Consider the following 23,836-nt stretch of genomic DNA (forward strand, 5'->3'; position numbering starts at 1 on the left):
GTCGCCAGCGGCTTAAATTGCGCGCAACCCTGCGGTTTCAGGGGGCAACAGACTGATCGACTGTAGGAGAGAACGGGTGGACGAGCAAAAAGCCCTCAGGGTCATGCGCGAATTGGTCGATGCAGGCCAGTTGACCGACCCGGACAGCGCTCGCGGCAAACTGCTGCAGGTGGCGGCTCATCTGTTCCGCAATAAAGGCTATGAACGCACCACGGTGCGCGATCTGGCCGGCGCGGTGGGGATTCAGTCGGGCAGCATTTTTCATCACTTCAAAAGCAAAGATGAAATTCTCCGTGCCGTGATGGAAGAAACCATTCGTTACAACACCGCGTTGATGCGCGCAGCGCTCGCCGAAGCGACCAGCGTGCGTGAGCGGGTGTTGGCGCTGATCCGTTGCGAGTTGCAGTCGATCATGGGCGGCAGCGGCGAAGCGATGGCGGTGCTGGTCTATGAATGGCGCTCTTTGTCCGAGGAAGGTCAGGCCAAGGTTCTCGCGTTGCGCGATGTCTATGAAGACATCTGGCTGCAAGTGCTCGGTGAGGCCAAGGACGCCGGGTTTATCCGCGGCGATGTTTTTATTACCCGACGTTTCCTCACTGGCGCACTGTCCTGGACGACCACTTGGTTTCGCGCGGGTGGCAGTTTGAGCCTTGATCAGTTGGCGGATGAAGCCCTGATTCTGGTCCTCGAAGAGCGTTGAGGCGCTTTCTATCCGTCCGGGAAACTGGCTAACTGGGCAAAACCGCCTAGCTTGAATGCATTGATCGATATTTTTTCGGGGAGTGGGGTGTTTTGAAGTTTTCGCCAATTCGGACAGTCGCGGGGTTAGCGCTCGCAGTGCTGGCTGCACTATGGGTATTGCCCGCTCAGGCAGCGCAATTGGTTCGGGTCGGCGCGGCGCATTTTCCGCCTTACACCGTTCGCCCGGAAAACGGTGCCGATACCGGTCTGTTACCCCAGTTGGTTGAGGCGCTTAATCGCCTGCAAAGCGACTATCAGTTCGTGCTTGTGCCGACGTCGATTCCCCGACGTTTCGGAGATTTCAAGCAAGGCCGGATCGACATGGCAATCTTCGAGAACCCTGATTGGGGCTGGAAGGAGATTCCCCACACCGACGTCGACATGGGCCTTGAAGATGCCGAGATCTTCGTCGCGCAGCGCGAGGAGGGTCGCCAGCAGAACTACTTTGCCGACCTCACCGGCAAACGCCTGGCGTTGTTCAGTGGTTATCACTACGAATTTGCCAACTTCAACGCCGACCAAAAATTCCTCACGCAGCATTTCAACGCCACGCTAACCTATTCCCACGACAGCAACCTGCTGATGGTGCTGCGCGGGCGGGCGGATATCGCGCTGGTGACCCGCTCCTATTTGAGTGATTACCTGCTGCGTAACGAAAAGGTGCGCGATGAGTTGTTGGTGTCGCAACGCATTGATCAGGTCTATCACCACTACGCCATTCTTCGCCCGACCGCGCCGATCAGTGGCGAAGCGTTCGGCAAGCTGCTACAAGGTTTGCGCGACAACGGCGAGATGCTGAAGATTTTCCAGCCGTACCAGATTGCCGTGGTGCCAGTGCCTCATCGCTGAGCACCTTTTCAGCGCCGTACCGTTCGTCGTTTCATGCCCCTTACCTGTCAGGTCTGACAGTAGACGGTTCGGCATGGCAATGTTCAGATGACTTTCAGGCGCCAGACCTCAGACCGGGGATCAGGCATTGACCGGAAAGGAGTTCTGCCATGTCCGAGCCGACCTATATAAATGTTTTTCGCGTGCCCGCTCCCGTCGTCGATCAAGCCGTCGACAACATTCTCACGATCAATCCCGGCAACCCGTCCAGTATTGACGTCAGGGTGTCCTCTTGGCCATTTATGTCGCTAGGTCAATCCGTGTCCTTGCACGTCTGTGGCCAGAGCGGCAAAGATGAAGTTTTTCTTTTTTCTGTCGCCGATCAAGAGCCCCTGACGCGCGGTGAACTTGAGGAAACCATGTGGGTTCGATCGATCCCCGGATCGTTTCTGGCAGGGTTGAAGGACCGGAGTCATTTGGTGTTTGTATTTCGCGTGGCCCTAGACGGTGGCTGCTGCGCAGAGCCGTTGCTGTTCCCGACCTTGAGTCTGGAAGTGCAGGTGCCAGTGCAATACGAGGATTTGACGGTGTTTGCCGAGGGCGAGACGGCGCCGTGGAATGGTTGGAATAAAGGTTCGGCAGGGCAGGCTGCGCGTGACTGGATCGTCGCCCTGGATGGTGAGGAGTACGTTCTACGCAACGCAACCACCACTAATTTGTCGGCGGGCACTGTTCTGGTGAAAGACTTCGCCGACCTGGAAGCAGGCCGTCAATATGAGTTCGGTATAAAGGTGCATCGTACCAATACGTCGTATACAGCGCCGAAGCTTTCGCTGGTGGTCGGGTCGGACGTTGTGGCCGAACCTACGGAGTTCCCCGGGATGGCGTGGGAAACCCTTGCCGGTACGTTTACGGCTCACACGCCAGACCTTCCGTTGAGCATTGTCAGCCATGTCGCCACGGGGTATGGCAACGACTACGCGATCAGTCGGATCTGGGTCAAGTCGATCTAGTCATTCATCAAGGTGAGTGACTGATGTGGCCCGTTGAATAGACAGACTAAATTGTTGCTCTTGGCTCACGTTCCATCGTTTAACTGTCAACGATTACCGTGAGCCCGACCCATGTCCAATCTGAATGACCTGACTGCCCTGGCCTTGCCATCGGGCAGCCAATTGGTAGCCGATGCAACCGAAAGCCGTCTGAGCCTGAGTCTGGACGGGCAACCGTTGATTCGCCTGCGTCTGGATCGCGAGGCCAAGGGGCCGATCCAGATCGATGAGCGTTTTGCCCTGCCGCCAGGCCAGGCGCTGTGGGCTGCCTGTTACTGGCTGTTCGCGCGGGACCCGCAGTGCCAGCAATTGACTTGGCAACTGGATCAGCCACCGACGCAGGCCTTGCTCAGCGGTTTGCTGGTGAGCACCGACGTGGCGGGTGAATACCGCTGCGAACGCACGCTGTTCTGGCAACTGCCGCAACCGTGGCTCGGCGCTTCGCTGACTGGCAGCTATCCGCAGCAAATGGTTGTCAGCGCTGGCAAGCGCCATCCGTTGCGACCGGTGAAGCCGCGCGGCGAGGTTTATCGGCGTTTTGATGCGCGTCTGGACGCTTGGATTTCCCTGCGTACCGTCGAAATCGAAGCAGACCTGCCGCGCTTCAATCGCTGGCAGAACAGTCCGCGGGTGGCCAGTTTCTGGCAGGAAGAGGGCAGCCTTGAACAGCATCGCGACTACCTGAGCAAGCTTGACACCGACCCGCACACCCTGACCCTGATCGGTTGTTTCGATGATCAGCCGTTTGCCTATTTCGAAGCCTATTGGGCCAAGGAGGATCGCATTGCACCGTTCTGCGACGCGGACAATTACGATCGCGGCATTCACATGCTGGTAGGGGAGGAAGATCACCGTGGCCCGCACAAAGTGGCGAGTTGGTTATCGGCGCTGGTGCATTACCTGTTTCTCGATGATCCGCGCACTCAACGGGTGGTCGCTGAACCCCGTGCAGACAACGCGAAGATGATCGGCCATATGCAGAACCAGTGCTTTCATTGCGAGAAAGAGTTCGACTTCCCGCACAAACGCGCAGCGCTGATGATTCTGGGGCGTGAGCGGTTTTTTGATCGGTGCACATTGGCTTGATGATCGGGCCTCAGGATCTGAGTGATCCAGAGGCCGCCTTCGTGAGCAGGCTCGCGTCCACATGGGTTTGATGAACAAGACAAATCCAGTATGGAAGCTAGCCTGCTCGCGATTGGGAGCGCTGAAAACTCTGCGGGTTAGCGACGACCCACCGCCACGGCATCCCGACGACTGCCCGAGACCTTGCGGCAGTGCACCAGCGCATCACGAATCATGAAGTTGACCAGGGTCGGCGAAACGCCGAGTTCCTTGGCGATGTCCTTTTGCGGCACACCGTGCAAGCGGTACATCTCGAACGCATAGCGAGTGCGGCTGGGCAGCTCGGTCAGGGCGTCGGCGATGTGTTCCAGGGTCGAGAAGTTGATGTGCGAGATTTCTGGCGAAGCACCCTGAATGACTACGTTCAGCCCTTCCTCTTCAGGGCCGGAATACTTCTGCTCCAACGCCTGTTTGCGGTAGTGATCGATGGCCAGGTTGCGCACGATCTGGAACAGGTAGCTCAGTTGAGCCTTGATCGACGAGGTGATCTGTGGCGCCGATTGCAGTCGGAAAAACGCATCCTGCACCACGTCTTCGGCCCGCGATCGGCAGCCGGTAATGCGCGCTGCAATTTTGACCAGAATCAGTCGGTTGTCGACAAAGGCCTGAAGTAGCGGTGAATCGCACCTGCCTGTGGATACTTGTTCCGTCATGGAAATCACCTTGCTGCCAATAGGTTAGTGGGGCGCCTGGGGGAGGGGCGCCCTACACATCGAGCGACAAATTATGTTGAATGATAATGATTGTCAATTGAGAAAGAGAATTAATGATCCATGAGGGTGCGGTCTGGGAGGTGCGACACGCCGCCGCACCCCGGCGCCATTGGCTAGCCCGCTTGGCGACTAATTATTTCAAGACGTCGTCCGTTCTCATTGGTGAATGGTTGTGGGGTCACCACCCCGGCCAGACAGTATTCCCATGCCTTGCGTGGTCGGCGTAGACCGCGCCCTGCATGCCCTCGAAGGGCGTGACGCAGCAACCCGATTCCACTAGCAAGCCGAATTCAGGCAGGACACCCAATGACCGACGCGTTCGAACTCCCCAGCACCCTGGTCCACGCCCTCCAGCGCCGCGCGGCCCTGACGCCGGATCGACTGGCCTTGCGTTTTCTCGCCGAAAACGAAGAGCAGGCTGTGGTGCTCAGTTATCGCGAACTCGATCAGCGTGCACGCAGCATTGCTGGCGCGTTGCAGGCCGAAGCCGGGTTCGGTGATCGTGCGGTGCTGCTGTTTCCCAGCGGCCCGGATTACGTCGCGGCGTTCTTTGGTTGTCTGTACGCGGGGGTGATCGCGGTACCGGCCTATCCACCGGAGTCTGCCCGTCGTCACCATCAGGCGCGATTGCTGTCGATCATCGCCGACGCCGAACCGCGTCTGTTGCTGACCAGTGCAGATCTGCGTGACGCCTTGCAGCAGATCGAAGGGGCGCCGCCGTTGCTGTGCGTCGACACCCTCGACAACGCTCTGGCCGAGCGTTGGGTTGAACCGACCCTGTCGCCGGATCACATCGCCTTCCTGCAATACACCTCCGGCTCCACCGCGTTGCCCAAAGGCGTGCAAGTCAGCCACGGCAATCTGGTGGCCAACGAATTGCTGATCCGCCACGGTTTTGGTATCGACGTGAACCCCGACGACGTGATCGTCAGTTGGCTGCCGCTGTACCACGACATGGGGCTGATTGGCGGTTTGCTCCAGCCGATTTTCAGTGGTGTGCCGTGCATCCTGATGTCGCCGGCGTACTTCCTCGGCCGGCCGTTGCGCTGGCTTGAAGCGATCAGCCAATACGGCGGCACCATCAGCGGCGGGCCGGATTTCGCTTACCGCTTGTGCAGCGAACGGGTCAGCGAATCGGCGCTTGAGCGTCTCGACCTGAGCCGCTGGCGTGTGGCGTATTCCGGCTCCGAGCCGATCCGCCTCGACACCCTGCAACGTTTCGCCGAAAAGTTCACCGTGTGCGGTTTCAGTGAAGACAGTTTCATGGCCTCGTACGGCCTGGCCGAAGCCACACTGTTTGTCGCCGGCACACCGCGCGGCACGGGCATTGCTGCACTGCGCGTGGACGACCAGGCGCTGGCACAAAACCGCGCCGAGCCGGGTGACGGCAGCCCGATCATGAGTTGTGGCATCAGTCAGCCGGAACATGCGGTGCTGATCGTCGACCCCGCCCGTCTTGAAGCACTTGCCGATAACGCCGTCGGTGAAGTCTGGGCGGCCGGCCCGAGCATTGCTCAGGGCTATTGGCGCAACCCCGAGGCCAGTGCCAAGACCTTCGTTCAGCACGCCGGTCGCACCTGGCTGCGCACGGGTGACCTGGGTTTCAGCCGCGACGGTGAGCTGTTCATCACCGGTCGTTTGAAAGACATGCTGATCGTGCGCGGTCACAACCTGTATCCGCAGGACATTGAGCAAATCGTCGAGCGCGAAGTGGAAGTGGTGCGCAAGGGGCGCGTGGCCGCGTTTGCGATCAGCCAGGATGGCGAAGAGGGCATCGGCATTGCCGCAGAAATCAGCCGCAGCGTGCAGAAAATCCTGGCGCCCGAAGCGCTGATCAACGCGATTCGCCAAGCGGTGGCCGAGGCTTGTCAGCAAGCACCGAGCGTGGTGGTGCTGCTCAATCCGGGCGCGTTGCCGAAGACGTCCAGCGGCAAACTTCAGCGCTCAGCCTGCCGCCTTCGCCTGGCCGATGGCAGCCTCGACAGCTACGCGCTGTTCCCTTCGGCTGCTGCCTCCAGCACCGACCCGGCCGTGCCAACCACTGACCTGCAAGCCCTGATCGGCAACATCTGGGCCGAGCAATTGAACGTCAAACAGGTCAACAACGACGATCACTTCTTCCTGCTCGGCGGTAACTCCATCGCCGCCACCCAAGTGATCGCCCGTGTTCGCGAAGCACTCGGCCTGGAACTGAACCTGCGCCTGCTGTTTGAAGCGCCGACCCTGTCTGCTTTTGCCGCCGCCGTGGCGCAACAGCAAGAAGATGGCGGCCACGCTCAGGGCGCAATCGCCGTTGTGCCGCGCACTGAGCCGATGGCGCAATCGCTGGCACAAAATCGTTTGTGGATCACCTGGCAACTGGACCCGCAAAGCAGCGCTTACACCATTCCCGGTGCCTTGCGTTTGCGCGGTGAGCTGGACGAAGACGCCTTGCGCCGCAGCTTTGAGCAACTGATCGAACGCCACGAATCCCTGCGCACGCGCTTCTTCGAACGTGACGGCGTGGCCCTGCAGCAAGTCGATGCGACGGCTCAATTCAACCTGCAACGGATCGACATCAGCGATCTGCCATTGCATGCGCGTGAAACCCGTGCGCAACAAATCCGCGAGGACGAAGCGCGCACTCCCTTTGATCTGCAAAAAGGTCCGTTGCTGTGGGTGAAGCTGATTCGTCTCGATGACGAAGACCACCAACTGCTGGTGACGATGCATCACATCATCGCTGATGGCTGGTCGCTGAACGTGCTGATCGATGAGTTCTCGCGCCTGTATGCCGCCGCCTCCCAAGGTGCTACCGCCCGTCTCGCGTCGTTGCCTACTCAGTACGCCGACTACGGCAGTTGGCAGCGTCAATGGCTGGCGCAAGGCGAGGGCGAGCGGCAACTGGCGTACTGGAAAGCGCAGTTGGGCGATGAGCATCCGACCTTGGCACTGGCCACCGATCATCCGCGCTCGGCTCAGCAACTTCATAGCGCCGCACGACACACGGTGCGTCTGAGCGTCAGCCTCAGCGAAGCGATCCGCAACACCGCGCAGGCGCACGAAGCGACGCCGTTCATGCTGCTGCTCTCGGCCTTCCAGAGTCTGTTGCACCGCTACAGCGGCCAGCGTGATATTCGCATCGGCGTGCCCAATGCCAACCGTCCGCGCCTGGAAACCCAGGGTCTGATTGGCTTCTTCATCAACACCCAAGTGCTGCGCGCGGAAGTCGATTCGCGCTCGTCGTTTGTCCAATTGCTGGCCCAGACCCGCCACGCCGTACTCGGTGCCCAGGCCCATCAGGATCTGCCGTTCGAACAACTGCTCGAAGCCTTCCCGCAGGCCCGTGAGCAAGGCCTGTTCCAGGTCATGTTCAACCACCAGCAACGCGATCTGAGTGCGCTCAAACGTCTGCCGGGTCTGCTCGCCGAGGAACTGCCGTGGCACAGCCGCGAAGCCAAGTTCGACCTGCAACTGCACAGCGAAGAAGACCGCAACGGGCGCCTGACCCTGTCCTTCGACTACGCCAATGAGCTGTTTGACGCCGCGACCATCGAGCGTCTGGCCGAGCATTTCAGCAACGTGTTGCGTGAGGTCTGTGAACGTCCGCAACAAGCCATCGGCGACCTGCAACTGTTGGCTGCCGCCGAGCACGATCAACAGCAACAGTGGAGCATTGCGCCGTGTACTGCGGCGCAACAATGGCTGCCGGAACTGCTCAATGAACAGGCACGCCAGACCCCCGAGCGCAGCGCACTGGTCTGGGACGGCGGCAGCCTCGACTTCGCCGAATTGCACACACAAGCCAACCGCCTTGCGCATTACCTGCGCGATAAAGGCGTTGGCCCGGATGTCTGCGTGGCCATCGCCGCCGAGCGTTCGCCGCAACTGTTGATCGGCCTGCTGGCGATCATCAAGGCAGGCGGCGCCTACGTGCCGCTGGACCCGGATTATCCGGCCGATCGTTTGGCCTACATGCTCAGCGACAGCGGCGTTGAACTGCTGCTGACCCAGACCGCACTGCTCGACCGCTTGCCGGCCAGCGAGGGTGTCAGCGTCATCGCCATGGACGCGCTGCATTTGGAAAACTGGCCAAGCCAGGCACCGGGTCTGTGCCTGCACGGCGACAACCTTGCCTACGTGATTTACACCTCCGGTTCCACCGGCCAACCCAAAGGCGTCGGCAACACCCACGCGGCGCTCGCTGAACGTTTGCAGTGGATGCAGAACAGCTATCGCCTCAACGAAACCGACGTGCTGATGCACAAAGCGCCGATCAGTTTCGACGTGTCGGTGTGGGAGTGCTTCTGGCCGCTGATCACCGGTGCCCGTTTGCTGATCGCCGGCCCCGGCGAGCACCGCGATCCGCATCGCATCGCCCAACTGGTCCAGCAGTACGGCGTGACCACGCTGCACTTCGTGCCGCCGCTGCTGGCGTTGTTTATCGACGAGCCACTCAGCGCCGAGTGCACCAGCCTGCGCCGGGTCTTCTCTGGCGGTGAAGCCTTGCCGGCGGAGCTGCGCAACCGCGTGCTCGCGCAATGGCCGGCGGTGCAACTGCACAACCGTTATGGCCCGACCGAAACCGCGATCAACGTCACCCATTGGCATTGCACCCGCGCCGATGGCGAGCGCTCGCCGATTGGCCGACCGCTGGGCAATGTGGTCTGCCGTGTGCTCGACGCCGATCTCAATCCAGTACCGGCCGGTGTACCCGGTGAACTGTGCATCAGCGGTAGCGGTCTGGCCCGTGGTTATCTCGCCCGCCCGGCACTGACCGCCGAACGTTTCGTGGCCGATCCATTGGGCGAGCAGGGCGCGCGGCTGTACCGCACTGGCGACCGCGCTCGCTGGACGTCGGATGGAGTGATCGAATACCTCGGCCGTCTCGATCAGCAGGTCAAACTGCGCGGTTTTCGCGTAGAACCGGAAGAAATCGAAGCGCGTCTGCTCGCTCAGGACGGCGTTGCCCAAGCCGTGGTGCAGGTGCGCGAGACCGCCGCCGGTGCGCAACTGATTGGCTATTTCACGGCCCTTGATGGCCGCGAAAATCAGGACGCGCAGATCATTCGCCTGAAAACCGCATTGGCCGCCGAACTGCCGCAATACATGGTTCCGGCACAACTGATGCGACTGGACGAAATGCCCCTGAGCCCAAGCGGCAAACTCGATCGCCGCGCCTTGCCAGCGCCGCAATGGCAAGTGCGCGAACACGTCGAACCGGTCTCTGCGCTTGAGCAACAGATCGCCGGCATTTGGCGCGAAGTGCTCTGTCTGGCGAAAATCGGTCTGCGCGACGATTTCTTCGCCCTCGGCGGCCACTCGTTGCTGGCCACGCAAATCATCTCGCGTACTCGTCAGGCCTGCGACGTCGAACTGCCGTTGCGCGCCTTGTTCGAACACAGCGAACTCGGCGACTTCGCCGAGCAGATTCGCCTGATCCAGGTCAGTGGCCGCACCAACCGACAACCGCCGATTGCTGAAGTTGATCGCCGTCAGTCGGTGCCGCTGTCCTACTCACAGCAACGCATGTGGTTCCTCTGGCAAATGGAACCGGACAGCCCGGCGTACAACGTCGGCGGCATGGCTCGCCTGCGGGGCGTGTTGCATGTCGAGCATTTCGAGGCGGCATTGCAGGCGCTGATCCTGCGCCACGAAACCCTGCGCACCACGTTCCCCAGCGTCGACGGCGTGGCCCGTCAGCAAGTGCATGCCCAAACCGGTGTACGCATGGGCTGGAAGGATTTCTCCCAACTCGCCGCTGAGGTGCGTGAGCAAAACGTCCAGCTACTGGCCGACGCAGAGGCGCACCTGCCGTTCGACCTGGAAACCGGTCCGTTGCTGCGCGCCTGCCTGGTCAAGACTGCCGATCAGGAACATTACTTCGTCCTGACCCTGCACCACATTGTCACCGAAGGCTGGGCGATGGACATCTTTGCCCGCGAACTCAGCGCGTTGTACGAGGCGTTCGTCGATGACCGCGATTCGCCGCTCGAGCCGCTGCCGGTGCAATACCTCGACTACAGCGTCTGGCAGCGCGACTGGCTGGAGTCCGGCGAGCGTCAGCGCCAGCTCGACTACTGGACGGCGCAATTGGGCCGCGAACACCCGCTGCTGGAATTGCCGGGCGACCGTCCGCGCCCGCCAGTGCAAAGCCATCAGGGTGAACTGTTTCGCTTCGATCTGAGCGACGGTCTCGCCGCACGGGTTCGGGCGTTCAATGCGCAAAACGGTCTGACCCTGTTCATGACCATGACCGCCGCCCTCGCCACGCTGCTCTACCGCTACAGCGGCCAGACCGATCTGCGCATCGGCGCGCCGGTTGCCAACCGTATTCGTCCGGAAAGCGAAGGGCTGATCGGTGCGTTCCTCAACACGCAGGTGCTGCGGTGCCAGCTCGACGGGCAGATGTCGGTCGGCGAGTTGTTCGACCAGGTTCGCCATACGGTGATCGAAGGCCAGTCGCATCAGGACCTGCCGTTCGATCATCTGGTCGAGGCCTTGCAGCCACCGCGCAGCGCCGCGTACAACCCGCTGTTCCAGGTGATGTGCAACGTGCAGCGCTGGGAGTTCCAACAGAGCCGCACGCTCGCCGGCATGACTGTCGAGTACCTGGCCAACGATGCACGGGCGACCAAGTTCGACCTCAATCTGGAAGTCACCGACCTGGACCATCGCCTCGGTTGCTGCCTGACCTACAGCACGGATTTGTTCGATGAGCCGACCATCGCACGCATGGCCAGACATTGGTGCAACCTGCTCGAAGCACTGATCGCCGATCCGCAACAACGCCTCAGCGAACTGCCGCTACTCGATCAACCTGAACGCCAGCGATTGCTCGACAGCCTCGGCGTGGAACCGGGCGAGCATCGCCTTGATCAGTGCATCCATCACCTGTTCGCCGAAAAGGCTTTGGCGCGAAAAGACGCACCGGCCCTGACTTTCGCCGGACAGACCCTGAGCTACAGCGAACTCGATGCCCGCGCCAATCGTCTGGCCTGGGCGCTGCGTGAGCGCGGCGTCGGGCCGCAAGTGCGGGTTGGTCTGGCGCTGGAGCGTTCGCTGGAAATGGTCATCGGCCTGCTGGCGATCCTCAAGGCCGGCGGCGCTTATGTGCCGCTGGACCCGGAATACCCGCTCGATCGTCTGCATTACATGATCGAAGACAGCCGCATCGGGCTGCTGCTCAGTGACCGCGCCCTGTTCAAAGCCCTGGGCTCATTGCCGTCGAGCGTGGCGCGCTGGTGCCTGGAGGATGATCGCGCCGCACTGGCCGATTACCCGGCCACCGAGCTGCCCTTCATTAGCCTGCCGCAACATCAGGCGTACCTGATTTACACCTCGGGCTCGACCGGCAAACCGAAAGGCGTAGTGGTCAGTCACGGTGAAATTGCCATGCACTGCCTTGCGGTGATCGAGCGTTTTGGCATGCGTGCGGATGACTGCGAGCTGCACTTCTATTCGATCAACTTCGACGCCGCCACCGAGCGTTTGCTGGTGCCGTTGCTCAGCGGTGCGCACGTTGTGCTGCGGGCGCAAGGGCAGTGGGATGCGCAAGAAATCTGCGGGCTGATTCGCCGTCATCGCATCAACGTTCTTGGCTTTACCCCCAGCTATGGCAGCCAGTTGGCGCAATGGCTGGCGACGCAAAACGACATTCTCCCGGTGCGTATGATCATCACCGGTGGCGAAGCGTTGACCGGCGAACACCTGCAGCGCATTCGTGCAGCGTTCAAACCGAGCCTGTTCTTCAACGCTTATGGCCCGACCGAAACCGTGGTCATGCCGCTGGCGAGTCTCGCTCCCCAGGTGCTGGAAGAAGGCGCCGGCAGCGTGCCGATCGGCAGCGTGATCGGCGCGCGTGTCGCTTACATTCTCGACGCCGATCTGGCGCTGGTGCCGCAAGGCGCGACGGGTGAATTGTTCGTTGGCGGCGCGGGACTGGCTCAGGCCTATCACGACCGTGCGGGCATCACCGCCGAACGCTTTGTCGCTGATCCGTTTGCGACCGATGGCGCACGCATGTACCGCACCGGCGACCTGGTGCGCCAGCGCGCCGACGGTCTGGTGGAGTACTTGGGGCGCATCGACCATCAGGTGAAAATCCGTGGTTTCCGTATCGAGTTGGGCGAAATCGAAACGCGCTTGCTCGATCACGACGCGATCCGTGAAGCGGTGGTGCTGGCACTGGACACACCGAGCGGTCAGCAATTGGTGGCCTATCTGGTGACGGCGCTTGCCGATCAAGTCGAAGCCAGACAGGCCGAACTGCGTGAAGCCCTCAAGTCGCATCTGAAGGCAAAACTGCCGGATTACATGGTGCCGACGCACCTGATTCTGCTGGCAAGCATGCCGCTGACGGCCAATGGCAAACTCGACCGCCGCGCCTTGCCGGCGCCGGATCCGGAGCTCAATCGTCAGGACTACGTCGCCCCCAACAGTGAATTGGAGCAGACCCTGGCACAGATCTGGTGCGACGTGCTCAACGTCGAACGGGTCGGTCTCAACGACAACTTCTTCGAACTCGGCGGCGACTCGATCCTGTCGATTCAAGTGGTCAGTCGTGCGCGACAGCAGGGTATTCATTTCAGCCCGCGTGATCTGTTCCAGCACCAGACCGTGCAGACACTGGCCGCTGTGGCCAGTCGCACGCAGCAGGTGACGGCCGAACAAGGTCGGGTTGTTGGCGAGTCGCCAATGACGCCAATCCAGCACTGGTTTTTCGACACGGACATCCCTGAGCGTCAGCACTGGAACCAGGCGTTGTTGCTGGAGCCGACCGTGAGGCTGGAACCTCATCGTCTGGAGCAGGCACTGTGGGCAGTGATTGAACAGCACGATGCCTTGCGCCTGCGTTTCAGCCAAGTCGCAGGCGAGTGGCAAGCGACGCATCAGCCCGTGTCTGAAGCGGTCGTGTTGTGGCAGGTGCGTGTCACGTCGATGGACAAGTGTGAAGCACTGTTCGCCGATGCCCAGCGCCGTCTCGATCTGCAAAACGGCCCGTTGCTGCGCGCTTTGCTGGTCGACGGCCCGCAAGGGCAGCAACGTCTGTTTATTGCTATCCATCACCTGGTGGTTGACGGTGTGTCGTGGCGGGTATTGCTCGACGATCTGCAAACCGTGTATCGCCAACTCGACAACGGGCAGTCGCTGAAACTGCCGGCGAAAACCAGCGCCTTCAAGGACTGGGCGGCACGCTTGCAGGCTTACGCGGGCAGCGAGTCCCTGCGTGAAGAATTGAGTTGGTGGCAGTCGCAACTGACCGGCCCGAACGCTGACCTGCCGTGCGAAAACCCGCAGGGCGACCAACACCATCGTCACGCGCAAACCGTCAGCGTGCGACTCGATGCCGAGCGCACTCAACAACTGCTGCAAGCGGCGCCGCGTGCCTATCGCACTCAGGTCAACGACCTGCTGCTGACTGCGTTGGCCCGCGTCTTGTGCCGCTGGAGCGGTCAGCCGTCGGCGCTGATTCAACTCGAAGGCCACGGCCGCGAAACCCTGTTCGACGAGATCGACCTGACCCGCACCGTCGGCTGGTTCACCAGCGCCTATCCATTACGCCTGACCCCGCACAATATCGAAGAGGCTGCCGGGCAGGGCGCTTCGATCAAGGCGATCAAGGAACAACTGCGCGCCGTGCCGCACAAAGGTCTGGGCTATGGCGTGCTGCGTTATCTGGCCGATGACGTCTGCCAGCGCAGCATGGCGGCGTTACCGAATGCGCCGGTCACCTTCAATTACCTCGGTCAGTTCGACCAGAGCTTCGGCAGTCATGCGCTGTTCCGTCCGCTGGACGAGCCGGTCGGTGCCGCCCATGATCCACAGGCGCCGCTGCCGAACGAGTTGAGCATCGACAGTCAGGTCTATGGCGGTGAACTGCTGCTGCGCTGGACCTTCAGCGCCGAGCGTTACAACGCGCAGACCATCAATGAGCTGGCCGCTGCCTACCTCGGCGAACTGCAAAGCCTGATCGCTCACTGCGTGCAAAGCGAGGCCGGCGGCCTGACGCCGTCGGACTTCCCGCTGGCCAAACTGACCCAGGCACAACTCGATGCCTTGCCGGTGCCGGCCGCGCACATCGAAGACATCTATCCGCTGACCCCAATGCAGGAAGGCATGCTCCTGCACACCCTGCTCGAACCGGGCACCGGTCTGTACTACATGCAGGATCGTTATCGCATCAACAGCGAACTCGACCCCGAGCGTTTCGCTCAGGCCTGGCAAGCGGTGGTCGCCCGTCACGAAGCGTTGCGTGCGTCGTTCTGCTGGAACGTCGGCGAAGACATGCTGCAAGTGATCCACACCCCGGGGCGCACGCCGATCGAATATCTGGACTGGAGCGCCATCGCCGACACCGAGCAGGAACCCAAGCTGCAAGCGCTGCTCAAAAGCGAGCGCGAGGCCGGCTTCGATCTGCTCGATCAGGCACCGTTCCACCTGCGTCTGATCAAGGTTGGCGCGGCGCGTTACTGGTTCATGATGAGCAACCACCACATCCTTATCGATGCCTGGTGCCGTTCGTTGTTGATGAACGACTTCTTCGAGATCTACGCCGCCCTCGGCGAGGGCCGCGAAGCACAGTTGTCGGTGCCGCCGCGCTATCGCGATTACATCGCTTGGTTGCAACGCCAGAGCCTGGCCGAGGCGCGGCAGTGGTGGCAGCAGAATCTGCAAGGGTTCGAACGCACCACGCCGATCCCCAGCGACCGGCCGTTCCTGCGTGAACACGCCGGTGACAGCGGCGGCATGATCGTCGGCGACCGTTACACCCGCCTCAATGTCGAGGACGGTGCACGTCTGCGTGAGCTGGCGCAGGCCCACCAACTGACCATCAACACCTTCGCCCAAGCGGCGTGGGCACTGGTGCTGCGACGCCTGAGCGGTGATCGTGACGTGCTGTTTGGTGTCACCGTGGCCGGGCGTCCGGTGGACATGCCGCAGATGCAACGCACCGTTGGCCTGTTCATCAACAGTGTCGCGCTGCGGGTGCAGATGCCGGCGGACGATCAGCGCTGTGGCGTGCGCCAGTGGCTCAGCGGTCTGCTCGACAGCAACATGCAACTGCGCGAGTACGAATATCTGCCGCTGGTGAACATCCAGGAACAGAGCGAATTGCCCAAAGGCCAGCCGCTGTTCGACAGCCTGTTCGTGTTTGAAAACGCCCCGGTGGAAGTCTCGGTGCTGGACCGGGCGCAGAGCCTGAATGCAACCTCGGATTCGGGCCGCACCCACACCAACTTCCCGCTGACGGCGGTGTGCTACCCGGGCGATGACCTCGGTCTGCACCTGTCTTATGACCAGCGTTATTTCGACGAATCGACGGTCGAGCGCATGCTCGGCGAGTTCAAGCGACTGCTGCTGGCGCTGATCGACGGCTTCCATGGTGACATGGCCGATTTGCCGCTGCTGGGTCGCGAAGAACAAGATTTTCTGCTGCACGGCTGCAACCAGAGCGCTCACGACTATCCGTTGGAGCACAGCTACGTGTCGCTGTTCGAAGCGCAGGTTGCGCAACATCCGCAACGCATCGCCGCCCGTTATCTCGATCAGCAATTGAGCTACGAGGCGCTGAACCACAACGCCAACCGCCTTGGTCATGCACTGGTTGCGGCCGGCGTGCAGATGGATCAACCGGTGGCGTTGCTGGCCGAACGTAACCTCGATCTGCTGGGCATGATCATCGGCAGCTTCAAGGCCGGTGCCGGTTACCTGCCGCTGGACCCGGGCCTGCCGAGTCAGCGTCTGCAACGGATCATCGAACTGAGCCGCACGCCGGTGCTGGTGTGCAGCGAGGCGTGCCGTGAACAGGCGCAGGTCTTGCTGGACGAATTCAGTTGCGCCAACCGCCCACGGTTGTTGGTCTGGGAAGAGGTTCAGGCCCTGGCGACGTCGATGGAAAACCCGGGCATTCACAGTGGCCCGGACAACCTCGCTTATGTGATCTACACCTCGGGCTCCACCGGTTTGCCGAAGGGTGTGATGGTCGAACAGCGCGGCATGCTCAACAACCAGTTGAGCAAGCGCCCGTACCTCGATTTGAGCGAGGCCGACGTGATCGCGCAGACCGCTTCGCAAAGCTTCGACATTTCCGTCTGGCAGTTCCTCGCCGCGCCGCTGTTCGGGGCGCGAGTGGACATCGTGCCGAACACCATCGCCCACGATCCGCAAGGTTTGCTGGCGCATGTGCAGGTGCAGGGCATCACTGTGCTGGAGAGCGTGCCGTCACTGATTCAGGGCATGCTGGCCTCGGATCACCTGAGCCTCGACGGTCTGCGCTGGATGCTACCGACCGGCGAGGCGATGCCGCCGGAGCTGGCGCACCAATGGCTGCAGCGTTACCCGCAGATCGGTCTGGTCAACGCTTACGGCCCGGCGGAATGTTCCGATGACGTGGCGTTCTACCGTGTGGACATGGCCTCGACTCGCGGCAGCTATCTGCCGATCGGCACACCCACCGACAACAACGTGCTGCATCTGCTTGATGGCGCGCTGGAACTGGTGCCGTTGGGTGCGGTGGGGGAATTGTGCGTGGCCGGCACCGGGGTCGGGCGCGGTTATGTCAGCGATCCGCTGCGCACTGCGCCGGTGTTTGTACCGAATCCGTTCGGTGCGCCAGGCGAGCGTCTGTATCGCACCGGTGACCTGGCGCGGCGGCGTAGCGATGGCGTGCTGGAATACGTCGGCCGCGTCGATCATCAGGTGAAGATTCGCGGTTACCGGATCGAATTGGGTGAGATCGAAGCGCGTCTGCACGAACAACCGCAAGTGCGCGATGCGGCGGTCGGGGTGCAGGAGGGCGTCAACGGCAAGCACTTGGTCGGCTATCTGGTTGCGGCGGATTGCGCGCTCAACCCCGACGAACGTCTGGAGCGCATCAAACAACGCCTGCGCAGCGAATTGCCGGAGTACATGGTGCCGCTGCACTGGTTGTGGCTTGCGCAGTTGCCGCTCAACAGCAACGGCAAACTGGATCGCAAAGCGTTGCCGGCGCTGGAGATCGGTCAGTTGCAGAGCCGCGATTATCGGGCGCCACGCAATGAGCTTGAGCAGACCCTGGCGGGTATTTGGGCTGAGGTGTTGAAGATCGAGAAGGTCGGCGTGCGCGACAACTTCTTCGAGCTGGGCGGGCATTCTTTGCTGGCCACGCAGATTGCTTCGCGGGTGCAGAAAACCCTGCAACGCGACGTGCCGCTGCGGGCGATGTTCGAGTGCAGCACGGTCGAGGCGCTGGCCGAATACATTGAGGGGCTGGCGGCCAGCGATATCACCGAGGAGAAGGTGGATCGCTTGAATGATCTGATGGCGCAGCTGGAGGGTTTGTAGTCTCCGGCATCATTGAACTCAACACACTTCAACCGCCACATTCGAGTACATTTTCAAGGTTGACGACCCCGAACCGGCAGCTCAGTCTGCCGGTTCACTTTTTTACCGCGCAGGTGAATCGATGCCCTTTTTCACGGTGGACGGACAAGCACTTCATTACATTGATCAAGGCACAGGCCCCGCCGTGTTGCTGGCCGGCAGCTATTTGTGGGACCAGGCCATGTGGGCGCCGCAGATCGCCGCGTTATCGCCGCACTATCGAGTGATTGCGCTGGATCTGTGGGGCCATGGCGAATCCGGGCGGCTGCCCGATGGCACTCAGTCGCTGGATGACATTGCCCGTCAGGCGCAGGCGTTGCTCGATCATCTGGGCATCGACAAGGTCACGCTGGTCGGGCTGTCGGTGGGTGGCATGTGGGGCGTGCGTCTGGCGCTGTCGGCACCGCAGCGGCTCAAGGGGCTGGTGCTGATGGACACTTACGTTGGCGTGGAACCCGAACCCACCCGTCAGTACTACTTCTCGCTGTTTAAACAGATCGAAGAAACCGGGGAAATCTCTGAACAGTTGCTCGACATCGTCGTGCCGATCTTCTTCCGGCCGGGCATTGATCCGCAGTCGGCGTTGTATCAGGGTTTTCGCGCAAAACTCGCGGCTTACACCGCTGACCGGCTACGCGAAAGCATCGTGCCGATGGGGCGCATCACCTTTGGTCGTGATGACCTGTTGCCGCGTTTGGGTGAGCTGAATGCAGCGACCACACTGGTGCTGTGCGGCGATCAGGACAAACCACGGCCACCGTCGGAAGCGCAGGAAATGGCAGAGCTGATCGGTTGCCCGTGGGTACTGGTGCCAGAGGCGGGGCATATCTCCAATCTGGAGAATCCGGCGTTTGTGACTCAAGTGCTGTTCAACTTCCTGAGTGAGCGCAACGGTTAGACCGCGTCATCGTTCTTCGCGAGCGAGCCCGCGCCCACAGAAGGATGGCATTCCACTGTGGGAGCGGGCTCGTTTGCGAAGGGGCAGTAGCCTCAACAATGTCCAGCGTTACTTAGGCCCAAGAATCTTCGCCAACTTGTCCGGCGTCGGCGCGCCTTGTTGCTGTTGCAGTTCGCCCTTGTCGTCCATATAGAAAATCGCTGGCGTGGCTTGCAGGTCCAGGTCTTCCATCAACTGCATGTTTGCCGCCAGTTTGGTCTGCACCGCCGCCGGGATGTCTTTCAACGCCTTGAGCGAACTGCCCTTGCCTGCCTTTTCGTGGTCTTGCAGGGCCTTTGCCGGATCCTTGGCGGCCAGCAGCGCAGCAGATTTACCCGGGCTGTCTTCGCGAATGATCCCGACCATGATGTGCCGTAATTGCACCTTGCCGGAGTTGACCCACGGCCGTGCCTGTTCCCAGAACATGTTGCAATACGGGCAGTTCGGGTCGCTGAACAGGTACACCGTGCGGGGTGCATCCTTGTTGCCGTCCTGAATCCAGTTGCTCGCTTCAAACTTGGCCCAGACTTCCTTGGCCATCGGCGCGTAGACCAGTTTTTGCAGCGGTTCGCTGCTCAGGTCCTTGCCGTCGGCGTCGTACAGGTTGCCCAGCAAAACGTGTTGACCGTCCGGGGTCAGGTACAGCGCCATGCCACGGTTCTGGTATTGCGCGGCATAACCACGCAAGCCGTCCGGGGCGTCGAACTGGCCGACGATTTTTGCGCCTTTGGCTTCGATCTTTTTGATCGCGGCCGGTAACTCTTCAGCGGCCTGAACGGACGGCAGGTGGAGCAGGGCTGTGCCCAGGGTCAGCGTCAGCAGGTGGCGGAGGCGGTGCATGGCAGTTTCCTTGCAGGGGTGGCCGGGCCTGTGGCTCGGTTCGGGACGTCGAAGTTTTCCAGGGCGCGGGCCAGACTGGCGTTGGACAGTTCGCCCAGATGACTGGCCAACAGCCGGCCGTCAGGGCTATAGAACAGGGTAGTGGGTAATGCCATGGAACCCACGGCCTGACCCAGGCGGCCGCCTCGGTCGAACAACACGTTGCTCAGGCTCAGACCCTGGGTTTCGAGAAACGTCGCCACGCTCTGCATGCTTTCGGCCTGATTGACGAACAGGAAGGTCAAATCGGGGCGTTGCTGTTGGGCACTTTCCAGTACCGGCATCTCCCGCCGGCAGGGCGGGCACCAGGTCGCCCACAGGTTGATCACCAGTGGCCCGCCCTGATAGTCGCTGAGTTTGATGGTATCCCCGGCCGCGTTGCGCAGAGAGATGTCCGGCAAGCGGGTACCTTGTTCGTAGATATTCAACGACAAGGTCGCCAGCAGCCAGAAGGCCACGCCGCTGGCGACGCCGAACCCCAGCGGTCGACGCGCCCCCGGGCGACGCCAGCCACGATACAGCGCCGCCAACAGCAATACGATCACCCCCGGCCAGGCAAGAAAACCACCATCGCGCAGGTCGATGATCTGCCACGGATCATTGCGATAGTGGCTCCAGTACATGGCGACAAATGCGATGCGGGCCGTGAGTATGCCGAGCAGAAACAGGCAGAACAACGTTGACTCGGGGTTATCGCCACCACGCTTGGCCACCCGCCAGCCAACAAAGGTTGCCAGTGCCAATGCACTGATCAGCAGCAGGTGATTAAGCGCGATGGCAAACGTGCCGAGGGTGAAGGTCAGCATCAGTTGGCGTCCCGGGTGGCGGTCCAGCGTTGCAGGAACGTATCGGCATCGACTTCACCGGTAATGCGCTGGCTACGGCGTTCCTCGCCGTCGGCGCCGATCCACACGAAGCTGGGTGGTCCCGGTACTTTGTAGCGACCGAGCAGTTCACGGCTGGCGGCGTTGTCGGCGGTGACATCCAGTCGCAGCAGGCGCACATCGCTCAGTGCCTGCATCACCTTGTCCTTGCCGAACACCTGCTTTTCCATGACTTTGCACGACACGCACCAGTCGGCGTAGTAATCGAGCAGCACCCACTGGCCCTGGGCCTTGGCGGTATCCAGTTCGCGTTGCAGTGCCGCCGGATCCTTGAGAGTGGTGAACGCGTCATGGCCACTCGTTGCGGCGTTGGTGACACGGCCGGCGCTGTAGACCTGCAACGGCTGGTACGGATCGTCGCTGCCGCCAGCGGCGCCGATCACCAGCAAACTGCCCCACAACCCGAGCAGCAAGGACGTGGCACCGAACATCTGGGCAACCCGGCCATAACCTTCGGATTGTTTCCAGGCGCTATAAGCGGCGATCAACAACAGGGCACCGCACAAACCCTGCCACAAAGACGGATCCAGCGCCGGGCGCAACATCAACAATGCGGTGGCGAGGAACAGGAAGCCGAACACGCCTTTGAGCAGGTTCATCCAGTCACCGGGTTTTGGCAGGAAGCGATTGCCGACCGTCACCAGCAGCAACAGCGGTACGCCAATGCCGATCCCCAGCGCGAACAGAATCAGACCGCCATGCAGGGCGTTACCGCTCTGTGCGATGTACAGCAGCGCACCGGCCAGTGGCGCGGTCATGCAGGGGCCCACCAGCAAACCGGACAGCGCGCCGAGTACACCCGCGCCAATCAGGCTGCCACCGGTGCGGCTGCGCGAAGCGTGTTCCAGTCGGTCCCGCAGCGCGACCGGCAATTGCAGTTCAAAGAAACCGAACATCGGCAATGCCAGTACCACGAACACGGCGGCGAAGGCACCCAGCAGCCAAGGATTTTGCAACCAGGCCTGCAGGTTCGCCCCCAGCAGTGCGGCGATCACGCCCATCGCGGCATACACCAGTGCCATGCAGATCACATAACTGCTGGCCAGCGCGAAACCGCGACGTGGCGTCGCGCCACTGCCGACAATCATCCCGGCCAGGATCGGCAGCATCGGCAATGTGCAAGGGGTGAACGCCAATAGCAGGCCAAGGCCGAAAAACACCAGCAGGCTCCAGCCCAGCGCCCGTTGTTGCAGGCTGCTGGCCAGGGCTTGATCCGGTGCCTCGGCGCTCGCATTGGTTTGCGCTTTGCCCCCGAGGTCGATGACCCGGGTTTGCGGCGGATAACACAAGCCCGCATCGGCACAGCCCTGGTAGCTGACTTTGATTTGACCGGTGGCCGCCGCAGGAATTTTTACCTCCAGCCCTTGGCGATACACCGGTTGTTCACCGAAAAACTCGTCGCTGTGGGATTCGCCCTCGGGCAGTGCCGGCTGCTGTTCGGCCGTCAGCCCGTCGAATTTCAGGCGTTTCTGGTACAGGTAGTAGCCGTCTGTAATTTGCCAGAATAGCTGGGTTTCACCGGATTCCAGGCGTTCGGACGTGAGCGCGAACGCCTGGTCGACCGGTAGAAACTCGGGTTTTGTTTCAAATGGATTGTTTCCTGCCTGGGCCAGACTCGAAATCAGAAGCGCAAACAGTAGAAAGAAATGACGCATGTAGGAGCCTTGTCCCTGTGCAAGTGAAGCGCAGAATGGGCGGTGGCGATTAACCGATGATTAACCGCGCCCTGTGAAGCCTCTTGGCGAGTCAGTCACGCAACAGTCCTGGCCAGGTACCGTCATTGACCGACATTGGGCCGTACGTTAGTGAATTGTCCATGTCGTATCTCAGGTACTCGTGGTTGGTCAGGAAAATGTAAAGCACTGAGCTGTCCGATGTACGATCATTTTGTGCAACGGAAATCATTCGATGTTTATAGCGCGACAAGCCCGGCCAATTATTCTCGTTGATCGTTCTGTGACTGATCGTGTCGCGTGCCAGGTTTAAGCTGAGGGTAGTGCCATCGCTTAACAGAAACCGGAAATATTTGTCTTTTGCGAGAATCGGCCACCAGGTACCTCCGATAATTCGCTCAAAGTACGGTTTCAGGCGGTGCCACATTGAATGTTCGAGGAGCTGGTGGCCCATGACTTTGTCGGTATCCTGGTTGTACCACGTCACCACCGGAGTTTTATCCTGATAAGAGAACAACCACAGAATATCGCGGTCATCGAAGAATACTTTCTTCCGAGGGATTCCGGTTGTAGTGAAGCCGAAACGCAGGTTTTTTACGTCATTGAGAGTGTCCCAGCGACCCTTGACAGGTGTGGGGTACCCCTCCGGTACTTCATTGTCACCAATGTTGAAGCGTGAGTAGGTGTTGGTGTCTTTGAAGAAAAAATAAATCCGGTCTTCTCCTGCGCGCCAGTCCACAGCGACAAAATTTTTTAATTCAGGCATGTCTGATTCCATTCATATAAAAGAGGTAAGTTTGCTGCTTTAAGGTTTGTTTGTACGGCGGCTGTCACACAATGGCTCAGTCGCGCAGCAGCCCCGGCCAATTGGTTTCATTGATGTTGTGCGGGCCGGATACGAGCCGGTCTGTCAGTATGTTGTAAACAAGGTATTGGTTGCCGGTCAGGAAGATATACCAATAGCTGTCCGCGAAAGTCCGATCATTTTGTGCACCGGTGATGATCCGGTTTTTATAAGGTACAAGGGCGCCCAGCCTATGCTGGCCCAACGCATTGCGGGTCAGTGTTTTTGCTCTGAAATCGAACGTCAGGTAATGCCCGTCATTGAGGATGAATCTGAACAGGAAAGAATGGCCCGTAATCTCTGCCCATGTACCGGTAATGATCTTGTCAAAGTAAGGAAGTATCGGCTTCCAGAGCGTGTCGGCCAATTTGTAAATACCCGATACTTTGTCTTCGTCCTGGTTGTACTTGCAGACTGTCGGCGTGTCGCCGTTGTAGAAGAACAGCCAGGCGATATCTTCGTCGCTGCCGGCGTTAAACCCCAGTGACGTGGTGGTGAAGCCGAAGCGCAAGTGTTTGGTGTACGGGTCGAACTTGTCCCAGCTGCCTTTAGTGGGGCCGGGATAGCCGTCCGGCACTTGTCGGTCGCCGATATCGAATCGAGAATAGGTGTCGGTGTCTTTGAAAAAGAAGTAAATGCGATCGGGGCCAGAGCGCCAGTCGACGGCGACGAAGTTTTTTAATTGACGCATGTTTTAAGTCCATTTAATCAGGGTTGTTTTTGTGAGGCGTGTTCAAACTATCTGGAAAAGTTATTTGTATGTAGTGAAAAGGTGTGGTTTTTTATTTCTGGAAGCGCTGGATGGACATGATCTAG

Annotated in this window: 12 protein-coding genes; 6 read left to right on the forward strand and 6 right to left on the reverse strand. The window is 60.5% G+C overall.

Going from position 1 to position 23,836, the window contains the following annotated elements; genetic code table 11:
• The first annotated feature begins 76 nt into the window (after window positions 1–76).
• From ACIOWA_RS02150 to ACIOWA_RS02165, 4 genes are all read left to right on the forward strand, one after another.
• A complete protein-coding gene (locus tag ACIOWA_RS02150; RefSeq protein ID WP_221729157.1) occupies window positions 77–700 on the forward strand; it encodes a TetR/AcrR family transcriptional regulator in 624 nt (207 codons plus the stop codon).
• A gap of 92 nt (window positions 701–792) precedes the next feature.
• The gene (locus ACIOWA_RS02155) at window positions 793–1,590 is read left to right on the forward strand and encodes a PhnD/SsuA/transferrin family substrate-binding protein (protein ID WP_339431235.1); all 798 of its coding nucleotides are present in this window, start codon (window positions 793–795) and stop codon (window positions 1,588–1,590) included.
• A 149-nt stretch (window positions 1,591–1,739) separates the two neighbouring features.
• Complete coding sequence (locus ACIOWA_RS02160) at window positions 1,740–2,582, forward strand: sugar-binding protein (RefSeq protein ID WP_401157927.1); 843 nt, start codon at window positions 1,740–1,742, stop codon at window positions 2,580–2,582.
• Window positions 2,583–2,693: 111 nt separating this feature from the next.
• Complete coding sequence (locus ACIOWA_RS02165; RefSeq protein ID WP_401157929.1) at window positions 2,694–3,707, forward strand: GNAT family N-acetyltransferase; 1,014 nt, start codon at window positions 2,694–2,696, stop codon at window positions 3,705–3,707.
• Window positions 3,708–3,844: 137 nt separating this feature from the next.
• On the opposite strand, the gene ACIOWA_RS02170 is transcribed toward ACIOWA_RS02165, so the two are convergent.
• Window positions 3,845–4,399, reverse strand: a complete 555-nt coding sequence (locus ACIOWA_RS02170; protein ID WP_339431237.1) for an RNA polymerase factor sigma-70 — start codon at window positions 4,397–4,399, stop codon at window positions 3,845–3,847.
• Between the two features lie 366 nt (window positions 4,400–4,765).
• On the opposite strand from ACIOWA_RS02170, the gene ACIOWA_RS02175 reads away from it, so the two are divergent.
• Both ACIOWA_RS02175 and ACIOWA_RS02180 read left to right on the forward strand, forming a co-directional pair.
• Window positions 4,766–17,764: a non-ribosomal peptide synthetase gene (locus ACIOWA_RS02175; RefSeq protein WP_401157931.1), complete on the forward strand. Its 12,999-nt coding sequence runs from the start codon at window positions 4,766–4,768 to the stop codon at window positions 17,762–17,764.
• A 121-nt stretch (window positions 17,765–17,885) separates the two neighbouring features.
• Window positions 17,886–18,701, forward strand: a complete 816-nt coding sequence (locus ACIOWA_RS02180) for an alpha/beta fold hydrolase (protein WP_339431239.1) — start codon at window positions 17,886–17,888, stop codon at window positions 18,699–18,701.
• A 108-nt stretch (window positions 18,702–18,809) separates the two neighbouring features.
• On the opposite strand, the gene dsbG is transcribed toward ACIOWA_RS02180, so the two are convergent.
• The 5 genes from dsbG to ACIOWA_RS02205 form a co-directional block, all read right to left on the reverse strand.
• On the reverse strand, window positions 18,810–19,580 hold the full coding sequence (gene dsbG, locus ACIOWA_RS02185) for a thiol:disulfide interchange protein DsbG (RefSeq protein ID WP_221729151.1): 771 nt from the start codon (window positions 19,578–19,580) through the stop codon (window positions 18,810–18,812).
• Window positions 19,556–20,425: a prolipoprotein diacylglyceryl transferase family protein gene (locus tag ACIOWA_RS02190; protein WP_401157933.1), complete on the reverse strand. Its 870-nt coding sequence runs from the start codon at window positions 20,423–20,425 to the stop codon at window positions 19,556–19,558. The genes dsbG and ACIOWA_RS02190 overlap by 25 nt, the downstream gene beginning before the upstream one ends.
• A complete protein-coding gene (gene dsbD / locus ACIOWA_RS02195; protein ID WP_401157935.1) occupies window positions 20,425–22,158 on the reverse strand; it encodes a protein-disulfide reductase DsbD in 1,734 nt (577 codons plus the stop codon). Before dsbD ends, ACIOWA_RS02190 begins: the two co-directional genes overlap by 1 nt.
• 91 nt (window positions 22,159–22,249) lie before the next feature.
• Window positions 22,250–22,942 carry a hypothetical protein gene (locus ACIOWA_RS02200; protein ID WP_401157937.1) on the reverse strand — a complete coding sequence of 231 codons (693 nt, stop codon included), beginning with the start codon at window positions 22,940–22,942 and terminating at the stop codon, window positions 22,250–22,252.
• 76 nt (window positions 22,943–23,018) lie between these two features.
• A complete protein-coding gene (locus tag ACIOWA_RS02205; protein WP_339431243.1) occupies window positions 23,019–23,711 on the reverse strand; it encodes a hypothetical protein in 693 nt (230 codons plus the stop codon).
• Between the last annotated feature and the right edge of the window lie 125 nt (window positions 23,712–23,836).

It is taken from the genome of Pseudomonas sp. NPDC087614, assembly GCF_044743485.1.
Classification (GTDB): Bacteria; Pseudomonadota; Gammaproteobacteria; order Pseudomonadales; family Pseudomonadaceae; genus Aquipseudomonas; species Aquipseudomonas baetica_A.

Excerpts from the sequence above, each read along its gene's own strand:
- ACIOWA_RS02160 (WP_401157927.1), top strand. The coding sequence starts at position 1,740 with ATGTCCGAGCCGACCTATATAAATGTTTTTCGCGTGCCCGCTCCCGTC.
- ACIOWA_RS02165 (WP_401157929.1), top strand. The coding sequence starts at position 2,694 with ATGTCCAATCTGAATGACCTGACTGCCCTGGCCTTGCCATCGGGCAGC.
- ACIOWA_RS02170 (WP_339431237.1), bottom strand. The coding sequence starts at position 4,399 with ATGACGGAACAAGTATCCACAGGCAGGTGCGATTCACCGCTACTTCAG.
- ACIOWA_RS02175 (WP_401157931.1), top strand. The coding sequence starts at position 4,766 with ATGACCGACGCGTTCGAACTCCCCAGCACCCTGGTCCACGCCCTCCAG.
- ACIOWA_RS02180 (WP_339431239.1), top strand. The coding sequence starts at position 17,886 with ATGCCCTTTTTCACGGTGGACGGACAAGCACTTCATTACATTGATCAA.
- dsbG (WP_221729151.1), bottom strand. The coding sequence starts at position 19,580 with ATGCACCGCCTCCGCCACCTGCTGACGCTGACCCTGGGCACAGCCCTG.
- ACIOWA_RS02190 (WP_401157933.1), bottom strand. The coding sequence starts at position 20,425 with ATGCTGACCTTCACCCTCGGCACGTTTGCCATCGCGCTTAATCACCTG.
- dsbD (WP_401157935.1), bottom strand. The coding sequence starts at position 22,158 with ATGCGTCATTTCTTTCTACTGTTTGCGCTTCTGATTTCGAGTCTGGCC.
- ACIOWA_RS02200 (WP_401157937.1), bottom strand. The coding sequence starts at position 22,942 with ATGCCTGAATTAAAAAATTTTGTCGCTGTGGACTGGCGCGCAGGAGAA.
- ACIOWA_RS02205 (WP_339431243.1), bottom strand. The coding sequence starts at position 23,711 with ATGCGTCAATTAAAAAACTTCGTCGCCGTCGACTGGCGCTCTGGCCCC.